The 17,295-nt window shown below is 70.3% G+C and carries 18 protein-coding genes and 1 pseudogene; 7 read left to right on the forward strand and 12 right to left on the reverse strand.

Annotated features, from left to right (window positions below; translation table 11 throughout):
* Positions 1-570: 570 nt before the first annotated feature.
* Both ACH4LD_RS39250 and ACH4LD_RS39255 read left to right on the forward strand, forming a co-directional pair.
* A complete protein-coding gene (locus tag ACH4LD_RS39250; protein WP_398059076.1) occupies positions 571-801 on the forward strand; it encodes a helix-turn-helix domain-containing protein in 231 nt (76 codons plus the stop codon).
* Between the two features lie 143 nt (positions 802-944).
* Positions 945-1,508, forward strand: coding sequence for an RICIN domain-containing protein (locus ACH4LD_RS39255; protein ID WP_398059077.1), 564 nt, complete (start codon positions 945-947; stop codon positions 1,506-1,508).
* Positions 1,509-1,768: 260 nt separating this feature from the next.
* Here ACH4LD_RS39255 and ACH4LD_RS39260 read toward each other — a convergent pair whose 3' ends face one another.
* Together ACH4LD_RS39260 and ACH4LD_RS39265 are read right to left on the reverse strand one after the other, a co-directional pair.
* Entirely contained in the window at positions 1,769-1,993 is a 225-nt protein-coding gene (locus tag ACH4LD_RS39260; protein ID WP_398059078.1) for a hypothetical protein, read from the reverse strand.
* A gap of 169 nt (positions 1,994-2,162) precedes the next feature.
* Positions 2,163-3,209 (reverse strand): helix-turn-helix domain-containing protein, encoded by a 1,047-nt coding sequence (locus ACH4LD_RS39265; RefSeq protein WP_398059114.1) that lies wholly within the window; start codon positions 3,207-3,209, stop codon positions 2,163-2,165.
* Between the two features lie 563 nt (positions 3,210-3,772).
* Between ACH4LD_RS39265 and ACH4LD_RS39270 the strand changes: the two genes are divergently transcribed.
* Positions 3,773-4,339, forward strand: a complete 567-nt coding sequence (locus ACH4LD_RS39270; RefSeq protein ID WP_398059079.1) for a dihydrofolate reductase family protein — start codon at positions 3,773-3,775, stop codon at positions 4,337-4,339.
* Positions 4,340-4,856: 517 nt separating this feature from the next.
* Here the strand turns inward: ACH4LD_RS39270 and ACH4LD_RS39275 are convergent.
* From ACH4LD_RS39275 to ACH4LD_RS39285, 3 genes are all read right to left on the reverse strand, one after another.
* Positions 4,857-5,066, reverse strand: a complete 210-nt coding sequence (locus ACH4LD_RS39275; RefSeq protein WP_398059080.1) for a hypothetical protein — start codon at positions 5,064-5,066, stop codon at positions 4,857-4,859.
* Positions 5,067-5,344: 278 nt separating this feature from the next.
* Positions 5,345-5,716 carry a peptidoglycan-binding protein gene (locus tag ACH4LD_RS39280; RefSeq protein ID WP_398106216.1) on the reverse strand — a complete coding sequence of 124 codons (372 nt, stop codon included), beginning with the start codon at positions 5,714-5,716 and terminating at the stop codon, positions 5,345-5,347.
* A 164-nt stretch (positions 5,717-5,880) separates the two neighbouring features.
* Positions 5,881-6,219: a hypothetical protein gene (locus ACH4LD_RS39285; protein ID WP_398059082.1), complete on the reverse strand. Its 339-nt coding sequence runs from the start codon at positions 6,217-6,219 to the stop codon at positions 5,881-5,883.
* A gap of 357 nt (positions 6,220-6,576) precedes the next feature.
* Here ACH4LD_RS39285 and ACH4LD_RS39290 point away from each other — a divergent pair, with 357 nt between their 5' ends.
* On the forward strand, positions 6,577-7,626 hold the full coding sequence (locus ACH4LD_RS39290) for an RICIN domain-containing protein (RefSeq protein ID WP_398059083.1): 1,050 nt from the start codon (positions 6,577-6,579) through the stop codon (positions 7,624-7,626).
* Between the two features lie 216 nt (positions 7,627-7,842).
* A pseudogene (locus ACH4LD_RS39295) lies at positions 7,843-8,419 on the forward strand (GNAT family N-acetyltransferase).
* Positions 8,420-8,869: 450 nt separating this feature from the next.
* On the opposite strand, the gene ACH4LD_RS39300 reads toward ACH4LD_RS39295, so the two are convergent.
* A complete protein-coding gene (locus tag ACH4LD_RS39300) occupies positions 8,870-9,784 on the reverse strand; it encodes a DUF2690 domain-containing protein (RefSeq protein ID WP_398059084.1) in 915 nt (304 codons plus the stop codon).
* A gap of 35 nt (positions 9,785-9,819) precedes the next feature.
* The gene (locus ACH4LD_RS39305) at positions 9,820-10,560 is read right to left on the reverse strand and encodes a helix-turn-helix domain-containing protein (RefSeq protein ID WP_398059085.1); all 741 of its coding nucleotides are present in this window, start codon (positions 10,558-10,560) and stop codon (positions 9,820-9,822) included.
* A 695-nt stretch (positions 10,561-11,255) separates the two neighbouring features.
* Between ACH4LD_RS39305 and ACH4LD_RS39310 the strand changes: the two genes are divergently transcribed.
* Positions 11,256-12,248, forward strand: a complete 993-nt coding sequence (locus tag ACH4LD_RS39310) for a peptidoglycan-binding protein (protein WP_398059086.1) — start codon at positions 11,256-11,258, stop codon at positions 12,246-12,248.
* Positions 12,249-12,600: 352 nt separating this feature from the next.
* Here the strand turns inward: ACH4LD_RS39310 and ACH4LD_RS39315 are convergent, their stop codons facing one another.
* The 4 genes from ACH4LD_RS39315 to ACH4LD_RS39330 all read right to left on the reverse strand — a co-directional run bounded on the left by ACH4LD_RS39315 (position 12,601) and on the right by ACH4LD_RS39330 (position 15,244).
* Positions 12,601-12,873, reverse strand: coding sequence for an alpha/beta fold hydrolase (locus ACH4LD_RS39315; RefSeq protein WP_398059087.1), 273 nt, complete (start codon positions 12,871-12,873; stop codon positions 12,601-12,603).
* A gap of 177 nt (positions 12,874-13,050) precedes the next feature.
* Positions 13,051-13,464, reverse strand: coding sequence for an alpha/beta fold hydrolase (locus tag ACH4LD_RS39320; RefSeq protein ID WP_398059088.1), 414 nt, complete (start codon positions 13,462-13,464; stop codon positions 13,051-13,053).
* Between the two features lie 652 nt (positions 13,465-14,116).
* Positions 14,117-14,269, reverse strand: coding sequence for a hypothetical protein (locus tag ACH4LD_RS39325; RefSeq protein WP_398059090.1), 153 nt, complete (start codon positions 14,267-14,269; stop codon positions 14,117-14,119).
* A gap of 33 nt (positions 14,270-14,302) precedes the next feature.
* Positions 14,303-15,244, reverse strand: coding sequence for an SDR family NAD(P)-dependent oxidoreductase (locus tag ACH4LD_RS39330; RefSeq protein ID WP_398059091.1), 942 nt, complete (start codon positions 15,242-15,244; stop codon positions 14,303-14,305).
* Positions 15,245-15,411: 167 nt separating this feature from the next.
* On the opposite strand from ACH4LD_RS39330, the gene ACH4LD_RS39335 reads away from it, so the two are divergent.
* A complete protein-coding gene (locus ACH4LD_RS39335) occupies positions 15,412-15,993 on the forward strand; it encodes a TetR/AcrR family transcriptional regulator (protein WP_398059092.1) in 582 nt (193 codons plus the stop codon).
* Positions 15,994-16,134: 141 nt separating this feature from the next.
* Here ACH4LD_RS39335 and ACH4LD_RS39340 read toward each other — a convergent pair whose 3' ends face one another.
* Positions 16,135-17,004, reverse strand: coding sequence for a helix-turn-helix transcriptional regulator (locus tag ACH4LD_RS39340; protein ID WP_398059093.1), 870 nt, complete (start codon positions 17,002-17,004; stop codon positions 16,135-16,137).
* Positions 17,005-17,295 lie beyond the last annotated feature (291 nt).

Consider the following 17,295-nt stretch of genomic DNA (forward strand, 5'->3'; position numbering starts at 1 on the left):
TCGCGCGTGTACACACGCGGCTCCGCCCGAGGCTCCAGGGGACACACCGGGCATCCGACCTCGGCGAGCCTTTGAGCAAGCTCGAAGTCGCAGCCGCGCTCGCACGGGTGACGTGCGGGTGTTCGTGGTCTCATCACCGAGGGGTTGGCCGTGGGCTTCACACCGGAGCGCGCCACCCCCGCACAGCCGTCCGCAGCTGTGATGTGCGCCTGCATCGCATTGCCGGCGACGTCCCGCGAAACCTCCTGCCGGACATGTCGGGGCGAGGCCGGAGAACCAGCCCAGGGAGCCTGGCAGTCAGCCGATTCGTCGGGGGGCGTGGGTGTCGCGGTGATGGGGAGTCCTGCGGCCCGGCGGGCCGGGTCGGCGGGCACAACCTGTTCGCCGCCGTGCTCGCAAACACATTCGGCGCCATGGAACGTCTGACCGCCGAGTCCCGGAGACGGACCACGATCCTTCGGATCCGGGCCTCTATCCCGGCGCACCTGAATAATTCAGAACTGACCCCGCGCACCATCGCCGCCGCACATCACATCTCCCCGAGCTACCTGCACCGCCTCTTCGTGGACGATGAGGAGACAGTCGCGGCCTGGACTCGCGTCCAGCGCCTGGACGCACACCCGCCGCGACCTCGCAGAGGCCGACCTGCACACCGTCCCCATCCACGCTGTCGCCGCCCGCCGGGGCTTCCCCGACGCCGCCGACTTCAGCCGTGCGTTCCGCGACACGTATGGTGTGCCGCCCACGGAATACCGGCAGCAGACCCTTCGCGCACGGTGGACCCAGTGGGCTCGGTGCTAAGGAAGTGTGGACTCACTGCTAGCGACAGGCAGTCGGTTGGCGGGCCACTGTGATGGGGCATGGCGTACGACTCGCAGCTGCCACGGATGACGCGGTGGCCGCGGGCGCGCATGAACCAGCACACCGACGGAAGGGAATGTGTCATGCAGCTCTCACGGGTTCTCGCGGCCGCCGGAGTCACGATGGCGCTGTCCGCAGTCACTGCTCCCGGCCCGGCCGCCGCTGCCCTCACCGCCGCGCCCGAACGCCCCACGACAGGCGCGCAACTGGCGGGCACAGCCGACGGCGCGACCGACGCCAGGGCCGCCATCATCATCCGTAACCACAGTGGCAAGTGCCTGGAGATCGAGAACTCCTCCAAGCGCAACGGCGCGCGTGCCCAGCAGTGGACCTGCAACGGCCAGGCCGGAGCCAAGTGGAAACTCCGGAGCCTCGGAGGAGGCCGCGCGGAGATCATCAATGTCCGTAGTGGCAAGTGCCTGGAGATCCAGAACTCCTCCAAGCGCAACGGCGCGCGTGCCCAGCAGTGGACCTGCAACGGTCAGGCCGGAGCCAAGTGGCGCTTCGCCGATGCCGGCGGTGACCGCTTGTACATCATCAATGTCCGCAGCGGTAAGTGCCTGGAGATCGAGAACTCCTCCAAGCGCAACGGCGCGCGTGCCCAGCAGTGGACCTGCAACGGTCAGGCCGGATCGGAGTGGTCCTGACACTAGAGACCTGAGTGCATCACGGCGGTGAAGCAGGCGCGGGGCCCCGAATGTGTCGGGGCCCCGCGCACCTACGCCACCCCCGGAGGATGCGGGTGGCGAACTCCTCGCAGGCCTCCGGCGCCTCCGAGGGCGCGAGCGGTGACGGAATGGGCGACCAGGAGCACGTGCATGCGCAGCTGGCGGTTCATGGAGAGGATCTCGTGGAGCGCGTCGACGGCCGGGGAGACCTTCGGGTCGCCTGGTTGGCGGAACTTCTCTCAGTAGCGGGCCGGCTGCTTCATCGTTGCGTCGATCTCTTCGAGGAGGATCAGCACCCCTGGGCCGATGGCTTTCGGGTCGGCGCCGATGCCGGGTTCATCGGCGATCCGGATGCGTGGTCGGCCTGTCTGCCCGAGCTCGATGAGCTCGTCGTGGACGTCGGCGGTGTCGCGGCAGTACGTGACGCCGTCGATGTCGTTTTTGAGCAGCAGCCCTCGGCGCACACAACTCACGATGATCAGCCGCGGCCGAGCCCGTCCGCGCACCGACTCCCACCAGCCCGATCGCGACCTACAGCTGTACCAGCCGTAATGCCGGGTGCCCGGCGCTGGCGGAACTCTGGCTACGGTTCGCCGTGCCGGCCAGAGTTCCCGGAGCCGCTGCCCGAGATCGTCATCGGCTTGGCGGGATGCACCACGAGGTGTCGTCAGCGATGGTCCTCGATCGGCTTGGAGATGCGTCTGCTCGGACTGAAGCGTCCGCGTGATGCCGGTAGTCGCTGGGCGGCATGCCGTAGGCAGCGCGGAAGGCGCGAGTGAAGTCAGCAGCGCGAGGGAAGCCCCAGCGGGCGGCGATGGCGTGGACGGGGGTGGTGCGCTGGGCCGGGTCGGCGAGGTCGCGGCGGGCGTGGTCCAGGCGCTGGTGACGTATCCAGGCCGCGATCGTCTCCTCTTCGTGCTGGAAGAGGCGGTGCAGGTAGCTGGTGGAGATGTGGTGGGCGGCGGCGATGCTGCGCGGGGTCAGTTCCGGGTCGTGCAGGTGGCTCCGTACGAAGGCACGAATGCGGAGGACAAGCGTCCGACGGTGAGATTCCGGCGTGAGCAGCCTCTCGGCTTCGAGGACGTGGGCCAATAGCCCGGACAGCAGGTCGAGCGCGATGACCCCTAACCGGGGGCCGTCGCAGGACGTGAAGGAGCCGGTGTCCGTCGTGATGCGGGTGAGGAACTGCGCCAGCAGGGCACCGAAGCCTTCCCGTCCTGATATGCGTTGCCCGATCAGCTTGTCGACCGCGTTCCCGGCCGAAGCCAGCATCTCCGTGGGAAATGCGACCGCTACCGTTTCCACCGCTCGTCGGCCGCTGGCCGCGATGCAGTCGAACGGCCGCGAGGAGCCGACCACGCACAGGTCACCAGGGTTGTACGTGGTCTCCTGTCCACGCTGCACGATGCCCACCGTCCCGCGCGTGACCAGCGACATGTGGAACAGCTCGGGATCAGACTGCCGGATCAGCTTGGGAGTCCGGTGAAAGCGCATCGATTGGAAGGTCTGCGGCGAAACGTGCACGGCACCGAACTCCAGCAGACGCATGGAAGCCTGGAAATCGTCAGCATGGTCACTGCTCATGTCCAGCGGGGCGAGCGTCTGGACCATCAGTTCACGCCAGTAGTCGAACCGGTCCGCGGCAGGTACGTCCTCGCTTCGGAACACCGTCTCGCGCACCGTGGCCCCCAATGCCCTCGTTGAGTCCTTGCCCCCTCCCTTCCCGGTTTCGAAGCGACACGACAGCTGCAATGCGCCAAGGGTGCGTGCGAGTTTCGCCAGCTGACTCCTGCACGGATCCACCACCGTCCGGCCTGCACGCCAGATCCTCAAGCCGGTGCCAGTCGCCGCCGTCGTACCAGCAACACGACCGGGCACCGCTGCGGCACGGCAGCACCTGACGCAGCGGGCGATGCCACCACGGCGCCCCGGCCGGCATGCGCGTCGGCTCACGCAACGGGTGGGACGGGCGAGGCTGGCGAGGCTGGCGAGGCTGGCGAGGCGGGCGAGGCGGGCGAGGCGGGCGAGGCGGGCGAGGCGGGCGAGGCGGGCGAGGCGGGCGACCGCCAACTCGGCCGACAGCAGCTGCGGTTCCGGCCTTGTGGCGCGCGGCACATAGCCGGCGCCGCTGTCCGCGGCGACCGGCGCGCCGGCCAGGTCCTGCACTCAGATCGATCACCGATGAGTTTCCCGCGCCGCGCTGGTCCATACACCGGACACCCATGGGACGCAGAGGCTGAGCCATGCGGAAACTGATCTACGGCATGAACCTGACCCTGGACGGTTACATCGCCGCGGCCGGCGACGACATCGGCTGGGGCGGACCACCGAGCGACGAGCTGTTCCAGTGGTGGCTCGACCACGAGCAGGCGAATGGCCTGTCGCTGTATGGGCGCAAGCTGTGGGAGACGATGAGTTCCTACTGGCCGACCGGCGACCAGCGTCCCGACGCCACCCCGGCGCAGATCGAGTTCGCACGGAACTGGCGGGACACGCCGAAGGTGGTTTTCTCCTCGACGATCGACAAGGTCGACTGGAACACCCGCCTGGTCACTGGTGACGCGATCGCCGAGATCAGCCGGCTCAAGGCCGGGGACGGCGGCCCGATGAACATCGGCGGCGCGACGCTTGCCGGGGCGGCCATGCGCGCCGGGCTGATCGACGAGTACGCGATAGCCGCCCATCCGGTCCTGGTGGGCGGCGGCACTCCGTTCTTCACCGCTCTGGACAACTGGGTGAACCTGCGCCTGGTGGAGACGCGGACATTTCCCGGTGGCGTGGTCCTGACCAGGTACGAGAAGAGTCGCTGAGCAGCTTGGCGCCAGCTCAGGGTGTTCCCCCAACCGTCGCGGCGTTCTCCCCCACCGCACCCACCGCACACGCCCAAGCCCACGAGCGATGCCCCGTGAGCCCGCGGTGTCCGCGGGCTTCTACCGGAGCACCGGCATCAGGGCCCAATCAGGGGGTCGGTGTCGGTATCGAACGCGGCGACGCGCGCGTGACCGGCGGCCTCGCCTGCCACGGCCGGCCGCTCAAGCAGCACACGGTGCCGACCTGGGGGAACGCAGTCCGCAGAACCTCCTTGCGGCGTGCCGGTTCGGTTCTGCCAGCCCGGAGGCGCACGGGCGTGCGTCTGCGGTGGGTGGCCTGGTGGCCCGAGCGGTGGTGGGGCGCATCCACGTGTGCCCGCCGCAGTGCGGCCATCGCCAGGCCCGTTCCCGGCGAGTGCCGGCGGTTGACGAGTCGGCGTGAGGGCGACGGGACTCACTCGGTGCCGTCGGCGCTCCAAGCCCGTTACCGAGGGGCGCCGACGGCAGGACGGGAGATCTACCTACTCCCCTGCTCGGCGCACACCGACCGGAATGGGTCCAGCAGCTCCGGGTGGCGCTCGCCGTACGTGTTCACCGCGTGCCACACCGCGTCCAGTGCCGCCCTCAGCGGGACGGGCTCGGCGGCGGCGAGCACGGCGGGAAGAGCGAAGTGCGGCTGTGAGATCCGCTCGGGGCCGCGCGGATCGCCGGAGGCGTGCACCACCACGTCCGCACGTGCCGATTGCTGCGGGAGGGAACGTCGGCCCCGTCGTCGACCCCTCCCTGGACCGGCGCACGGTGTTCGTGAGCTGGTCGTAGGGAGGCTTCGAGGCCGGCGCGGCGGCCGTGGCGACGGCGGGCGCCCCGGTCGGTTGGGCCGTGGGCATGGCCCGCGCGTCACGATCGCCCCCCACCGGATCCGCCCCCATACCGATCCGCCCCCACCGGATCCGCCTCCCCGGCGGATCCGGACCGGCGTGTGTCGGGCCTGTGGCAGCAAGGGGGTCAGGGGTTGGGGCTCTTGTCCGGGTGCAGGCAGTCCCACGTCTTCGGGCCGACGATTCCGTCCGTGGTGATGTGGCACCGGCCCTGCGCCCAGATGACGGCGGCCTTCGTGGCGGCGCCGAACACGCCGTCCTCCTGAAGGTGCCGGCCATAGATGTTCAGCAGGCACTGCGCGTGGGTGACGGCCTTGCCGGTGTCACCGGGGTAGAGGTTCGGGTGGGTCCGGTCGTAGGGACAGGCACTCTCCGCGGCCGGCGCGGAGGGCACGGACGGCACGGAGGCAGGAGAGGCGGTCGCGGGCCCCGCGGCAACAGCTGCGGCACCGAGTGTGAACGCCGACACGAAGAGCCCGGCTCGACGTCGAAGGGTCATGAACATGGAGGTTCTCCTTTTCACAGCAGGGGGAGGGCATGGGCCTGCGGCGCCTGGGCGTCGCAGCCGTAGCGTGGAGGCGCGAAACAGTCGCGCGGGACGGGGTGCGTCACGTGACCGCGGCGGCCCGGTGGGAGACGCGACGGTTGCCGGTGTCGAGCTGCTCAGCAGGGAGGGATTCCAGGCCGCGGGTCGGAGCCGGTGTCGATGTGCTGGCCCGGGGTGTACCCGTCGACCCAGTGTTCGCCTTCGAACGTCGTGGTGTAGTACCAGACGGAGTTGCCCGAGACGCGCTGCCCGGTCTTGTAGCAGCTGATCATCAGCGGCTGGCCGCGGAACAGGTTCCGCTTCACCCCGCAGGTGGTCTTGGCGCAGGTGTACTGCTTGGTCGCCTGGGTGGTGAAGAAGGTGTCGTCGCTCGCGGTGGATGCCGCCGACGACGGCGGCGCAAGGGCAAGCGTTCCCGCGGTCACCAGCCCGGCCAGGATTCCTGTCAGCGTCATGGCAGCCTTCATCAGTCGTAGGTTCCTTCCAGCTCTCGCTCTCTTTCCGGATCGTCACCAGGGGCGGCATGGACCCCGTGGACACCACGGGGCGCGCCGGCGCACTCCACGAGGCTGCTCAAGGGCAGGGGGGACGACTTCCCGTTCCGGCACGGTGGCGGCGGCCGATGGCGACGGTCTTGAGCCTGTCGACGATGGCGAGCGCGCACAACCCGCCCAGCTGTTCGCGTACGTTCGGAACAGTCCCGACCAGCCCTCGAACACTGCCGAACACCGGGACGAACATGGCTGAACAGCGCGCCGAGTTGACGAATTCGCTGTAAGCACCCGGCGGAGAGGCCCCGTTACGGTGGAACCGTGGGACGAGGTGCACAGAGCAAGGAAGCCGGGCCGCCGTCACCGGGCACACCGCAGCCGGACCGGGCGCGCAGCGCCGAGGAGTTCACCGCGGCGCTGCGCGCCCTGCGGATCTGGTCCGGCCTGTCCTATCGGCAGCTGGAAGGCAAGGCCGCAGCGCGCGGGGACACGCTGGCCGCCAGCACGATGGCGACCGCTCTGGGCCGTGCGACGCTGCCCCGCGAACCGTTCGTCGCCGCGTTCACCCGCGCGTGCGGACTCAGCGAGACCGAGGTCCAGCGGTGGCTCGACGCTCGCCGACGCCTGGCCATGGCCGAGGAGCCTCCCGGGACCCGCACCGGTCCCGTCCCACGAGAAGCCGGCGAGCAGGCGCCACCTGACACCGACACCGGCTCCGACTCCGACTCCGACTCCGCCGACGGCGAGCGGCGATCCGGACGCCTGCTCGGCCTCACGCGCTTGGTCGCAGCCGCGCTGATCGGCGCCGGAGCAGCACTGGCCCTGCAGACACTGCTGGTGACGCCGTCCGCACCGCACCGCACGAGCGTCTCAGCCCGCCCAGTGCGGGGGCTGGCCATCCTGGCCGCCGGCAGCTGGGCTCAGATCCACCCCGCCCGCACCCCACGGCTCTGTATGACCGAGGGACGCGACCGCACCCACCACTACGCCACGGCCATCGCGGCCCAGTATCCCTGCGCACACGCCGACCCGCCCCACACCTACATCGAACCCGTCGGTGAGAACCTGGTGGAGATCCAGTGGCACCATCCGAAGTACGGCGTCGGCTGCCTGACCCTCTTACGCGACGGCCCCGGCCGCGATCTGATCGAACCCCGGGACGACTGCGCCGAGGACGATCCCGCGCAGCAGTTCCAGGTCGAACCGATCGGCCCGCCGGCCTCAGCACACTTCCGTCTCCGCCCCGCCGCCACCGGCACGTGCCTTTCCGTCCGCGACCAGGACACCGACGATGGCGCCGAGATCGTCCAGGCCCGCTGCTCGGGCGCCCGCGACCAGGAATTCCTCATCACCCTCCAACCGCCCGCGTGACGCCGTTCCTGACGGGACATCAGCGCAAGGCCACAGGTCCTCGATCGGCCAGTGCCCGCTCACTCCGGTCGTCGAAGGGAGGCGATGACGAACGCTCGCGCGAGCCTCAAGAGAACGGCAGCCGGTCGGCCCGTGACCGCGGGACCGGTCCGGGGACGCGGGCGCGGTCGGCCGAAATCCGTCCTGTCGTGGTCCGGTCGGTCCTAGTGTCCTGGCGTGACCACTGCCGACAAAGCCGCTTACCGGTACCGCATCGCCGTCCCCGAGGACGCCGCGGCCATCAAGGCCCTGGACAGTTCCTTCACCACTGGCACGGTCTTCCGGGTGACCGTCGGCGCCGATGGGTTCTGGCTGCGGGAGGTCCCCGTGGAGCCGCCCCTGACCAAGGTTTTCCCCGAGGATGGGTCGGGCGACGACGGCGATGGCGGGGATGAGGGCGATGACGGGGACGGCGGGGACGACGGGTATTCCCGCACCTTCGTCGCCCGCGGGGCCGCCGGTGACCTGGCCGGGTTCGTCATCGTCTCGTACTCCGGTTGGAACCGTCGGCTGACCGTCGAAGACATCGGGGTCGCGCCGGGGGGTCGGCCGCGCGCTGATGGGGCTCGCGATGGAGTTCGCCCGGAAGCGGGGCGCCGTGCACCTCTGGCTGGAGGTCACCAACGTCAACGCGCCGGCGATCCACGCCTACCGACGGATCGGCTTCACCTTCTGCGGGCTGGACACGGCCCTCTACGACGGCACCCCCTCCAAGGGCGAGCAAGCGCTCTACATGAGCATGCCCTGCCCCTGAGCCGACGCAGGCAGCGCACAACCGGGGCGACCCCGACGCCCTGCTCGCACGTCACGGTCGGCAGCCAGGCCGGGGCTCCGCCCGGCCCCGCGGCCCGTTCGATGGGAGCCGACCACGGCGCGATGCCGGGAAGACCGGCGACCCGGCCGGGTGCGGGAGCCGCCGCCGGAGCCGCCCGCCGCCAGGCCCACCTCTCACGCCGGGCCGAGCGGGTGACGGCACCGGCGGCCGGCTGGGTCAGCCGAGTCTGTCGGCCTGTGGCGTACGGCGCGGCGGACTCAACTGCTCGTCAGCCCACGACCTCTTCCGTGTCGCCCACGACCCCGGAGTGGCCACGTCTCCCCTGGGACGACGCCGACGCCCTGGTGCGGGACCTGCGCCGCACTTTCCACGGCCGCGGCCCCGGATCCCCATCTCTTCCTGAGCCGCGAGACACATGAGCGAGACCGCTCAGGGGCTGAAGCACTCTCTGGCGGGCCGGTCGGCGGACGCGTAGTAGCAGGCCTGGAGGCGGGACGGCCGAGGCGCGGCGATCATGGGAGTGGTGACGAGGTCCTGGGGGGAGGCGCGCTGCGTCGCCGTGGTGCCGCGGGAGCGCTGTCCCGGGGAGCTGATCTCGACGCGGAAGCCGGTGTGGGTGGGCCGGGCACGGATCCATCCCGCCTGGCACCGGGGGCTGAGGCGCAGTTCGAGGCGGGTTCCGTCCGTCGCGGTGTGGGACGCCAGGGTCATCGGGTCCTCGCAGGCGGTGGTTCTGGGGTCGCGGCCGGCACACGACGTCAGCCGGCAGATCGGTGGGAGGGCCCTGGCCGCCGGGTCCGCGTCGTGGGACTCGTGGTACAGCGCGGCCGGAACGAGCATCAGGGCCGAGGCGAGGAACACGCCGATCGCCGTGGCGGCGGGGTGTTCGGTGATCTTCTCGGAGGCGGCCAGCAGGAGGGCGTGCACTGGTCGGCGTGTCCGCCGCGGTGCCGGCCCGGGGGATCGTCCCGGCACCGGCGCTCGGAGCGCGGACTCGGTGGACACGTTGCCGGCGGAGGCGGCGGGGATCCCCCCTGGCACGGTGATGTCGGGCTCACGTCCGCTCCAGACCGCTTCGGCGCGCTCCCACCGTTCCAGGATGCCGGCGTCGGACGACCGCACTGCCAGGCGCAGGGCTTCGACGGCGTGCCGGGGCGGGAACTGCTTGCCGTTGAGGTAGCGCTCCCAGGAGGACTTGCTGATGGCGGTCACATCGGCCAGTTCCGCCAGTGTCAGTCCGCTGCGGTGCTTGAGGTCCCGCAGCCCGTCGATCAGGGTCGCGCACGCCTCCGGCAGAGCGGGGGGCAGTGGGCGCGGGCGTGGTCCCTTCCGGTGCTTCTCCATCGTCGAAACCCCCGTTTCGGCTTTCAGGCCGGTCGTCACCGCACATGCCGCAGCAGGCGCCAGGTCTCCTCCCCCACGACACCGTCGACGGATATGTGGCCCCGCGCTTGCAGCTGCCGGACCTGGGTCTGAGTGCGGGGCCCGTAGTAGCCGTCGACATCACCGGGGGACAACCTGTGGCGCAGCAGCAGGCACTGCACCTCGGCGGCGTCCGGACCGGTGCTGTTGAGCATCACCAGACGGGACGACGTGGTGCTGTTGCCGCTGAACAGCAGATCGCCGCGCCGTGTGTACCGGCAGTCGTACTTTCCGACAGCGGAGCCCGACACGCGCGCGGAACCGGGCGCCGTGCGGCGGGTGTCGAGGACCAGCGCCGCGGACAGCGCGGCGGACAGGAGAAGCGTCCCCACGGCCAGCGACAGTGCCGCGACGCGCATCCGCGGTCCGTCGGTGCCCGGACCGTCCTGCGTCCGTTCCGGCTGGTGCCCGACGGCGGAGGTTCTTCCCCCAGCCGCGTTCCACGTCTTTCCCGCGGCCTCGCGCAACGCCAGCAAAGGACCCGGATCCACGTCGGCGATCCGGGCGAGAGCCTCGACCGCCGCTTCGGGGGGAAAGGCCGTGCCGTTGAGATATCGGGCCCACGACGAGGCACTGAAATACGTCTTCGCCTGGAGGTCCTTCAGCGTCATCCCGCTGTGGTCCTTCAACCGCCGCAGCGTGCTGACGAACCGCCGCCCGTCCGGGTCCAGTGACGGGGGCAGCGCTTTCCACCTCACCCTGCTCCTTCCCGCGATGTCACTCCTGCCGAGTATGGCCAGTGCCGGCGCCGGTTCGACGAGTTCCGTATGGGCACACTTGCGCGCGTATGGATTCCGGTCATGGGTGGGCCCGGCGCGCCGGGTCGGGGGCCGGCCGTTCCCGGTCACCGGAGAGGGACCGCAGGGCCGTCCCGGGACTTTGCGGCGTCGGGTGAATGCGCAGGTGAACGGCCTGAGAAATCCCGGGACGTGCCTGGGCGCCCCATGCGCTGGTAGCGCGTCGATGCCGACGCCATGCTCGTTCCCGGTGCGGATCGCTGCGGATGCCGCGCCGGCAACCGCCATGGAAGGACCAGATCTATGCGTGTACCGACGCGCCCGCGCAGGGCTGTCGTCATCCCGGGTCAACGTTCGCGCTCCCCGCGCGGCCCCGCTCTGCCGGGGCGGTCCTCCCGCTGACGGAGTCGTCGGCGCGTACACGCGGGGTGCGCTGATGTACCGCCGCCCGAGCCGAGGAGCCGACGAGCCCGGGCATCCGGCCGCCAGAGCCGGTGTCCGGGCGGGTACGGCAGGGGGCCGCCACCACCGGCACCACCTGAGACTCTGCGTCCTCCCCTTCTTCGGCGGTAACTGCCCGTCCGACGCAGTTATGCCCACCCGCGTGAACCTCCGCAGTCACACCTCACGACAGATCGAGGAAAGGAATCGCATACATGCCCACCACCACTCACAGGCCTCGCCGGAGTCTGGCCGCGTCCGTGCTCCTCGCTACCGCCCTGGCGGCCGGCATCACGGCGACCGACGTCACCACCGCTGCGGCGACCACCACGCCCGGCGGGGTGCGGGCGGCCGGCTCCACCGCCGGCGCCGCCGTACGGGCGTCCTGGCCGACGGTCAAGTCCGGCCAGCGCGGCGTGGACGTGGTCACTGTCCAACTCCTGTTGACCGCGCGGGGCTACACACTCACCGCCGACGGGGTCTTCGGTTCGGGTACCGCCGCGAAGGTCAAGGCCTTCCAGAGGGCGAAGCACCTGACCGCCGACGGCATCGTCGGACCCAACACCTGGACCAAGCTGGTCATGACGGTCAAGTCCGGCTCCAGGGGCCCGAGTGTCAAGGCCGTGCAGCGCCAGCTCACCGACAACGGCTACGCCGTCACCGCCGACGGGGTCTTCGGTTCGGGTACCACCGCGAAGGTCAAGGCCTTCCAGAAGGCCAAGCACCTCACCGCCAACGGCGTCGTGGGCGTCGAGACCTGGGCCGCCCTGGTGAGGGGCGGCGGTGCCGGTGGCGGCGGCAAGCTCAGTGACGCCCAGGCCGCGGCACGGCTGAGGACGGCGGGCATCACCCGCTCCTCCTCGGGCAACTGCACCAACCGCCACAACAAGAACTGCACCAGCCTGCAGGACATCCGGGCCCGGACCATCGACGGGGTCATCGCCCTGAAGCGCAAGAGTGGCTGCCGTATCGTCATCACCGGCGGCACGGAGGTCGGCCACGCCGGGGGCACGTACAGCCACTGGAACGGCTACAAGGTCGATGTGGCCCGCACCTCGTGCGTCACCAACTACATCCACGCGCACTCCAGGAAGCACCACAAGCGCGGTGACGGCGCCTGGGTGTGGCGTGTCACCTCCGGCGGCAGGACGGTCATCGACTACGCCGACGAGCACTGGGCCAACCACTGGGACGTCACGTACTACTGATGCCTTCGTCCGCGGGGGTCCGGCCTGCTCCTGGTACCGGCCGGGCCCCCGCGCCGGCGCGGCGGGCTCTCGGTGGACAGCCGCTGCTTCCCCCACGGCGAGGACTTCTCCGGCCTGCGCGTGCACCAGACACGCCTGCAGGGCGGCGACGCCTCCTCCGACTCCTACTGCTACCGCCGCTGACCCCAGGGCCGGTACCTACGTCCGGGCCAGCGCCGGTGCGCCAGGGCGCGCCCGCACGGCCCGCCGCCTGGAACCACGGCCCGGCCCGGCAGTCGCTCGACGCAGCGCGGCATCGATGCCCAGTCGGCGCGTCCATCGTCCTCAGGAGCCCTTGGCACGGTTGACGTCGTCATCCACCAGTCTCTTGGAACCATTCGCGCAGGCGCTCCAGGAGTTGTTCCGGCTGTTCTTCGGCCATCCAATGGCCCGAGTCCTCGACCGCGCGGACGGTGACGTTCTCGGCGGCCTCCGAGAGCATTTTCTCCGCTATGGGCAGGAAGAAGCTGGCAGTCCCTCCAAGCCCCAGCACGGGCAACTTGATCTTGCCCTTCTCCGCCAGGATGCGCCGGTTGTCCTCGGCGTCCTTCTCGAACGCCCTGAACAGTTCGATGCCCGCCCGCATGGCACCTGGCTGTGTTTAGTCGGCGACGTAGCGCTCCGCATCCGCGATTGAAATGGCGTCAGGGTTTGCACTCAGCCCGACATAGAACGAGCGCAGGTACGGAAACTCGTGGCCGGCGATGAGCATCTCGGCCGCGTTGCCGCCGCGCCGTGCAGGTGGAAATGCCAGATCCTGTTCTTACCGTAGCTCGTCGTCGCCACAGCGTTTTCGTGTCCCTCGGTGCCCGGGATAGGGGCTTCCGAGACCATGAGGCGCGCGACCTCGTCCGGCCAGAGAGTGGCGTAGGCGTAGCCGACCAGCATCCCGAGGTCGTGGCAGCAGCGCCCTGATGTCACCGGCTATCGTCTGTTTGTCGTAACCGCCCTCGGGCTTCGACGAGCCGCCGGCGCCCCGGACGTCGGGAGACACGACGAACCAGCCGTCGGAGTGCAGGGGCTCCATGATGTGGCGCCATTCCCACCAGGTCTGGGGCCAGCCGTGGATGAGCACGATGGTCTTGTCGTCTCCGTCTTCGGACGGTGGTTCGCCTGCGGTCACGTAGTGGATCCGGACACCCTCATGCTCGAACATATTGTGGTCGAACTCAGCCATGGTGTTGCTCCTGGAGGAATTCGGCGGCTTTGGCGTTCCGCCGACCGGTTGTTGAAGGCCCTCCTTTGCGGGTCGGCGCCGCTTTGCGGGAGCGGATGTGCGTGATGTCCGGTCTAATTCCGGACCGGAATCGAGCGGCGGTATTCCACTGGGAGCCGGCCGTCAGGGGGGGCTCCGGTAAATGGCTCGGAGGCCGGGATCCAAGTGCACGATCACTCCGAGCCGCCCATGTTCGGCAGCGGCAGGAACCCCGGGACGACGCAGTGCCCGGGTCGCGTACCAGGTGCACCCGCCCTGCGGCCTGAGACATCCGCATCTTTGTGTCACTGATACGTGGTGCTGATTGAACGCACCACCTGCTTGATCCGAAGCGACGCGCCCTTGAGAACAACACGACCGGTGCGACAGGGCTGCATGCCGACGGCATGTATGTCGGCTGTGCGCAATACGCCAGACAAGGGACACGCTCCTTCGTGTCTGTCAGACCTCGATCGAGAAGCGCTACGGCACTCCTGACCGGTCACGTTCTCCGGCCGCTGATGACCAGGGAGTCGAGGGATTCCATGGTCTCCTCGATGGTCGAGGACGTGGTGGCGCGACAGTCCCTCGCCACTGGGGCCGGCACCCATCGCCATGCGCACTGTCGATGAGATCAGCAGCTGGTCGCGCCCCCCGCTGGGGCATGGCCGAGGATCTCCTCAGCCACACCTGCCGAGTACGTGTTCGCGATGTCGACGAGGTTGACGCCGGCGTCGAGGCACAGGTCGATCTGCAGCGTGCGGCAGTCGTTCCACCATGTGCTCATCGGGCATGTCCCGGTGGTCGGCCGGAGTGGGGCTCACCGGTCGCGGGTGGTCAGTCGTATGGACAGGTCCCAGAGCTTGCGGGCGCTGTCGGGGTCGACGGCGTGGGCGGCGACCCCGCGGCGTACCCCGGGGGTGTGCGGTCCGGCTTCCTGACAGTCCTCGAAGTACCGGCCGGTGACGCCGTCGACCAAGGGGGATGCCGCCAGCAGGACCGAGGTCGCGGCGCCCTGGGCGATGTTCTTCTCGGAAACGCCGGAGGTGCCCGACGGATCGAAGGAGGCGGGCGGCGTGTCCATGTGGCGGCCGAGGCCGGTCTCCCAGATGCGCCCGGGGTTCAAGGCGTTGACGGCGATACCGTCGGCGGCCCAGCGCTTCGCGGCCTCCACGGCGAAGAGGACGTTCGCCGTCTTGGACTGGGCGTACGCCAGCCACGGGTCGTACGGCTCCTTGGTGAAGTCGGGGTCGTCGAAACGGACGGGGCCGTTGATGTGCCCGACCGAGCTGACGACGACCACACGGGCGTCGCGTGCCGCCGCGAGGGCGTCGTGAAGGCCCACGGTGAGGGCGAAGTGGCCGAGGTGGTTGGTCGCGAACTGCAACTCCCGGCCGGCAGGGGTGCGCAGCTCGGGCGTGGCCATGATCCCCGCGTTGTTCACCAGGATGTGCAGTGGTCCGCGCCAGTCCGCGACGAAGGCGGCGACGGATGCCGGGTCGGCGAGGTCGAGCCGAGCGGCCCGCGTCAGGCTGTTGCCGGTCTCGGTGGCGATCTCCCGCGCGACAATGGTGGCGGTTTCCAGGCTGCGGCCCGCGAGGGTGACTTCGGCGCCTGCCGAGGCCAGGGCACGGGCGGTCTCTCGACCGAGGCCCCCAGCGGCACCGGTCACGACGGCGCGGCGGCCGGTGAGGTCGACGCCGGCGACGACCTCGGAGGCGGTCGACTGCGCGCCAAAGGGTGTGGTGAGGCTTTGCGTCATGGTTCGTCCCGGTTTGTTATGGACGCGTGGCCGGGAGTGTCCGGCGGCTACGTGCTCGTGAGGTTGGGCGGGTGCGGAACGTCCGCCTACGATGGGCAAGTAAGCGGAGTTGGGTCCGCTTACGTGTCGACTGTAAGCGGAGCCGGCTCCGCTTGCAAGGAGGAGTGATGCAGCGCTCACTGCGGGCCGACGCCCAGGCCAACCACGACCGCTTGTTGGAGGCAGCAGCCCGCGCCTTCGCGGAGCAGGGCGCCGACGCCTCGCTCAAGGCGATCGCCGCCGAGGCCGGCGTCGGCATCGGAACCCTTTACCGGCGCTTCCCCGCCCGGGAAGACCTCATCGAGGCCACTTACCGCAATGAGACCGACCGGCTGTGCGCCTCGGCCCGCACGCTGCTCGCCGACCGCTCGCCGTTTGCTGCACTCCACGAGTGGGCGGAGGCATTCGTGGACTACATGCGGACCAAGCAGGGCATGGCCGACGCACTGCCCGCGATCCTCGCCGCCAGCGAGGGCCTGCGCCGGCACAGCCGCGACGCCCTGCGTGAGGCGGTCACGACACTGCTGGAGGCCGGGATCACAGCCGGGCAGGTGCGCGAGGACGCAGAGCCGAACGACGTCCTCATGGCGCTCGGTGGAATCACCCTCATCAGCGGGCATGAAGACCAGCGCGACCTCGCCTCTCGGCTCATCGTCCTGCTCCTCGACGGCCTTGCCGCCCACCACGGGACCGCGCGGGTTTCGGCATAGCCACATCTGACCCGGCGCCGATCTTCGACGAGCCAGGATGGCGCGGCTCCGGCTGCGGAGTACCGCTGCCACGGCCTGTCGGCCCGCCTCCCTGCCCGCGGCCTGGCGTCGTGCCCGGGACGGCTGACGCCCGTGCGACCCTCAGGCCCCGGGACCGGCCGGGCGGGGGGACGGGGCCGTGCCGGTGGCCCAACTGCTGAGGATGTGCAAGGACTCGGCCGTGGCGGAGCCCGGCTCCGGGATGTAGACGCACAACGTCTGGTTGTCGTCGCCGGGCGGCTGCAGCGACTCGTACGAGAAGTGCAGGTCGCCGACGAGCGGGTGCCGGTAGTGCATCGTCCCGTGGCTGCGGCGCAGGACGCGATGGTCGTTCCACCACGTGCTGAACTCCGGTGATTTGAGCGTCAGTTCGCCGATCAGGTCGGCCAGCCGGCGGTCCTGCGGGCAGCGGCCCGCCTCCAGGCGCAGCATGCCCACGGTCTCGGCGGCGATCTGCTCCCAGTCGACGGTGCGTTCGCGGGCCTCGGGGTCGAGCAGGTAATAGCGGGCGAGGTTGCGCCGCTGAACGGGCAGTGCCTCGAAGTCGGTGAGGACGGCGCGGGCCAGACGGTTGGAGGCGAGGACGTCGGTGCGCCGGCCGACGACGAACGCGGGTACCTGGTCCAGGGTCTGCAGCATCAGGTACAGCCCCTGGCGGACCCGCTGCGGGTTGACCGGGGCCCGCCGGCCGCCGGGGCGGGCGAGGAGGTTGGTGAGGTGCTCGCGTTCGGCGGCGTCCAGGCGCAGCGCGCGGGCCAGGGCGTCCACCACCTCGGGCGAGGGGTGTGCGGCCCTGCCCTGTTCCAGCCGGGTGTAGTACTCGGTGCTCACGCCTGCCAGGCGGGCGGCCTCCTCGCGGCGCAGGCCGGGAACGCGCCGGGTGCGCCCGTCGGCGGGCAGCCCCGCCGACTCGGGGCTCACCCGCGCCCGGCGGGTACGCAGGAAGGCGGCGATCTCGCTGCTGCGGTCCATACACCCAGTCTCAACCGCCCGCACGCTGCTCAGCCCACGCTGGGTGGCCCTGCCAGTACCTGTTTTGCCAGGGCCACCTCTGTGCCGTCCGTCCCGGTCCCGCGATGGTCTGCTGGGAGACGGGCCCCGCGAGACGGCGGTCCCAGGCCCCGTCCCTGTACGACTCACCTTTCGGAAGGTGTCACCGCATGACCATCGAGACCTCTGCCACGTCCTCCGCCAGGCCCCTGGACGGCCGGGTGGCCGTCATCACCGGCGCGTCCAGCGGCATCGGCGAGGCGTCCGCCGAGC

The sequence above is a fragment of the Streptomyces sp. NPDC017676 genome, assembly GCF_044329325.1.
Taxonomy (GTDB): Bacteria; Actinomycetota; Actinomycetes; order Streptomycetales; family Streptomycetaceae; genus Streptomyces.

Coding starts and splice junctions, on each gene's coding strand:
- ACH4LD_RS39250 (WP_398059076.1), top strand. CDS start 571: ATGAGGAGACAGTCGCGGCCTGGACTCGCGTCCAGCGCCTGGACGCAC.
- ACH4LD_RS39255 (WP_398059077.1), top strand. CDS start 945: ATGCAGCTCTCACGGGTTCTCGCGGCCGCCGGAGTCACGATGGCGCTG.
- ACH4LD_RS39270 (WP_398059079.1), top strand. CDS start 3,773: ATGCGGAAACTGATCTACGGCATGAACCTGACCCTGGACGGTTACATC.
- ACH4LD_RS39280 (WP_398106216.1), bottom strand. CDS start 5,716: ATGACCCTTCGACGTCGAGCCGGGCTCTTCGTGTCGGCGTTCACACTC.
- ACH4LD_RS39285 (WP_398059082.1), bottom strand. CDS start 6,219: ATGACGCTGACAGGAATCCTGGCCGGGCTGGTGACCGCGGGAACGCTT.
- ACH4LD_RS39300 (WP_398059084.1), bottom strand. CDS start 9,784: ATGGAGAAGCACCGGAAGGGACCACGCCCGCGCCCACTGCCCCCCGCT.
- ACH4LD_RS39310 (WP_398059086.1), top strand. CDS start 11,256: ATGCCCACCACCACTCACAGGCCTCGCCGGAGTCTGGCCGCGTCCGTG.
- ACH4LD_RS39315 (WP_398059087.1), bottom strand. CDS start 12,873: ATGCGGGCGGGCATCGAACTGTTCAGGGCGTTCGAGAAGGACGCCGAG.
- ACH4LD_RS39320 (WP_398059088.1), bottom strand. CDS start 13,464: ATGGCTGAGTTCGACCACAATATGTTCGAGCATGAGGGTGTCCGGATC.
- ACH4LD_RS39325 (WP_398059090.1), bottom strand. CDS start 14,269: ATGAGCACATGGTGGAACGACTGCCGCACGCTGCAGATCGACCTGTGC.
- ACH4LD_RS39330 (WP_398059091.1), bottom strand. CDS start 15,244: ATGACGCAAAGCCTCACCACACCCTTTGGCGCGCAGTCGACCGCCTCC.
- ACH4LD_RS39335 (WP_398059092.1), top strand. CDS start 15,412: ATGCAGCGCTCACTGCGGGCCGACGCCCAGGCCAACCACGACCGCTTG.
- ACH4LD_RS39340 (WP_398059093.1), bottom strand. CDS start 17,004: ATGGACCGCAGCAGCGAGATCGCCGCCTTCCTGCGTACCCGCCGGGCG.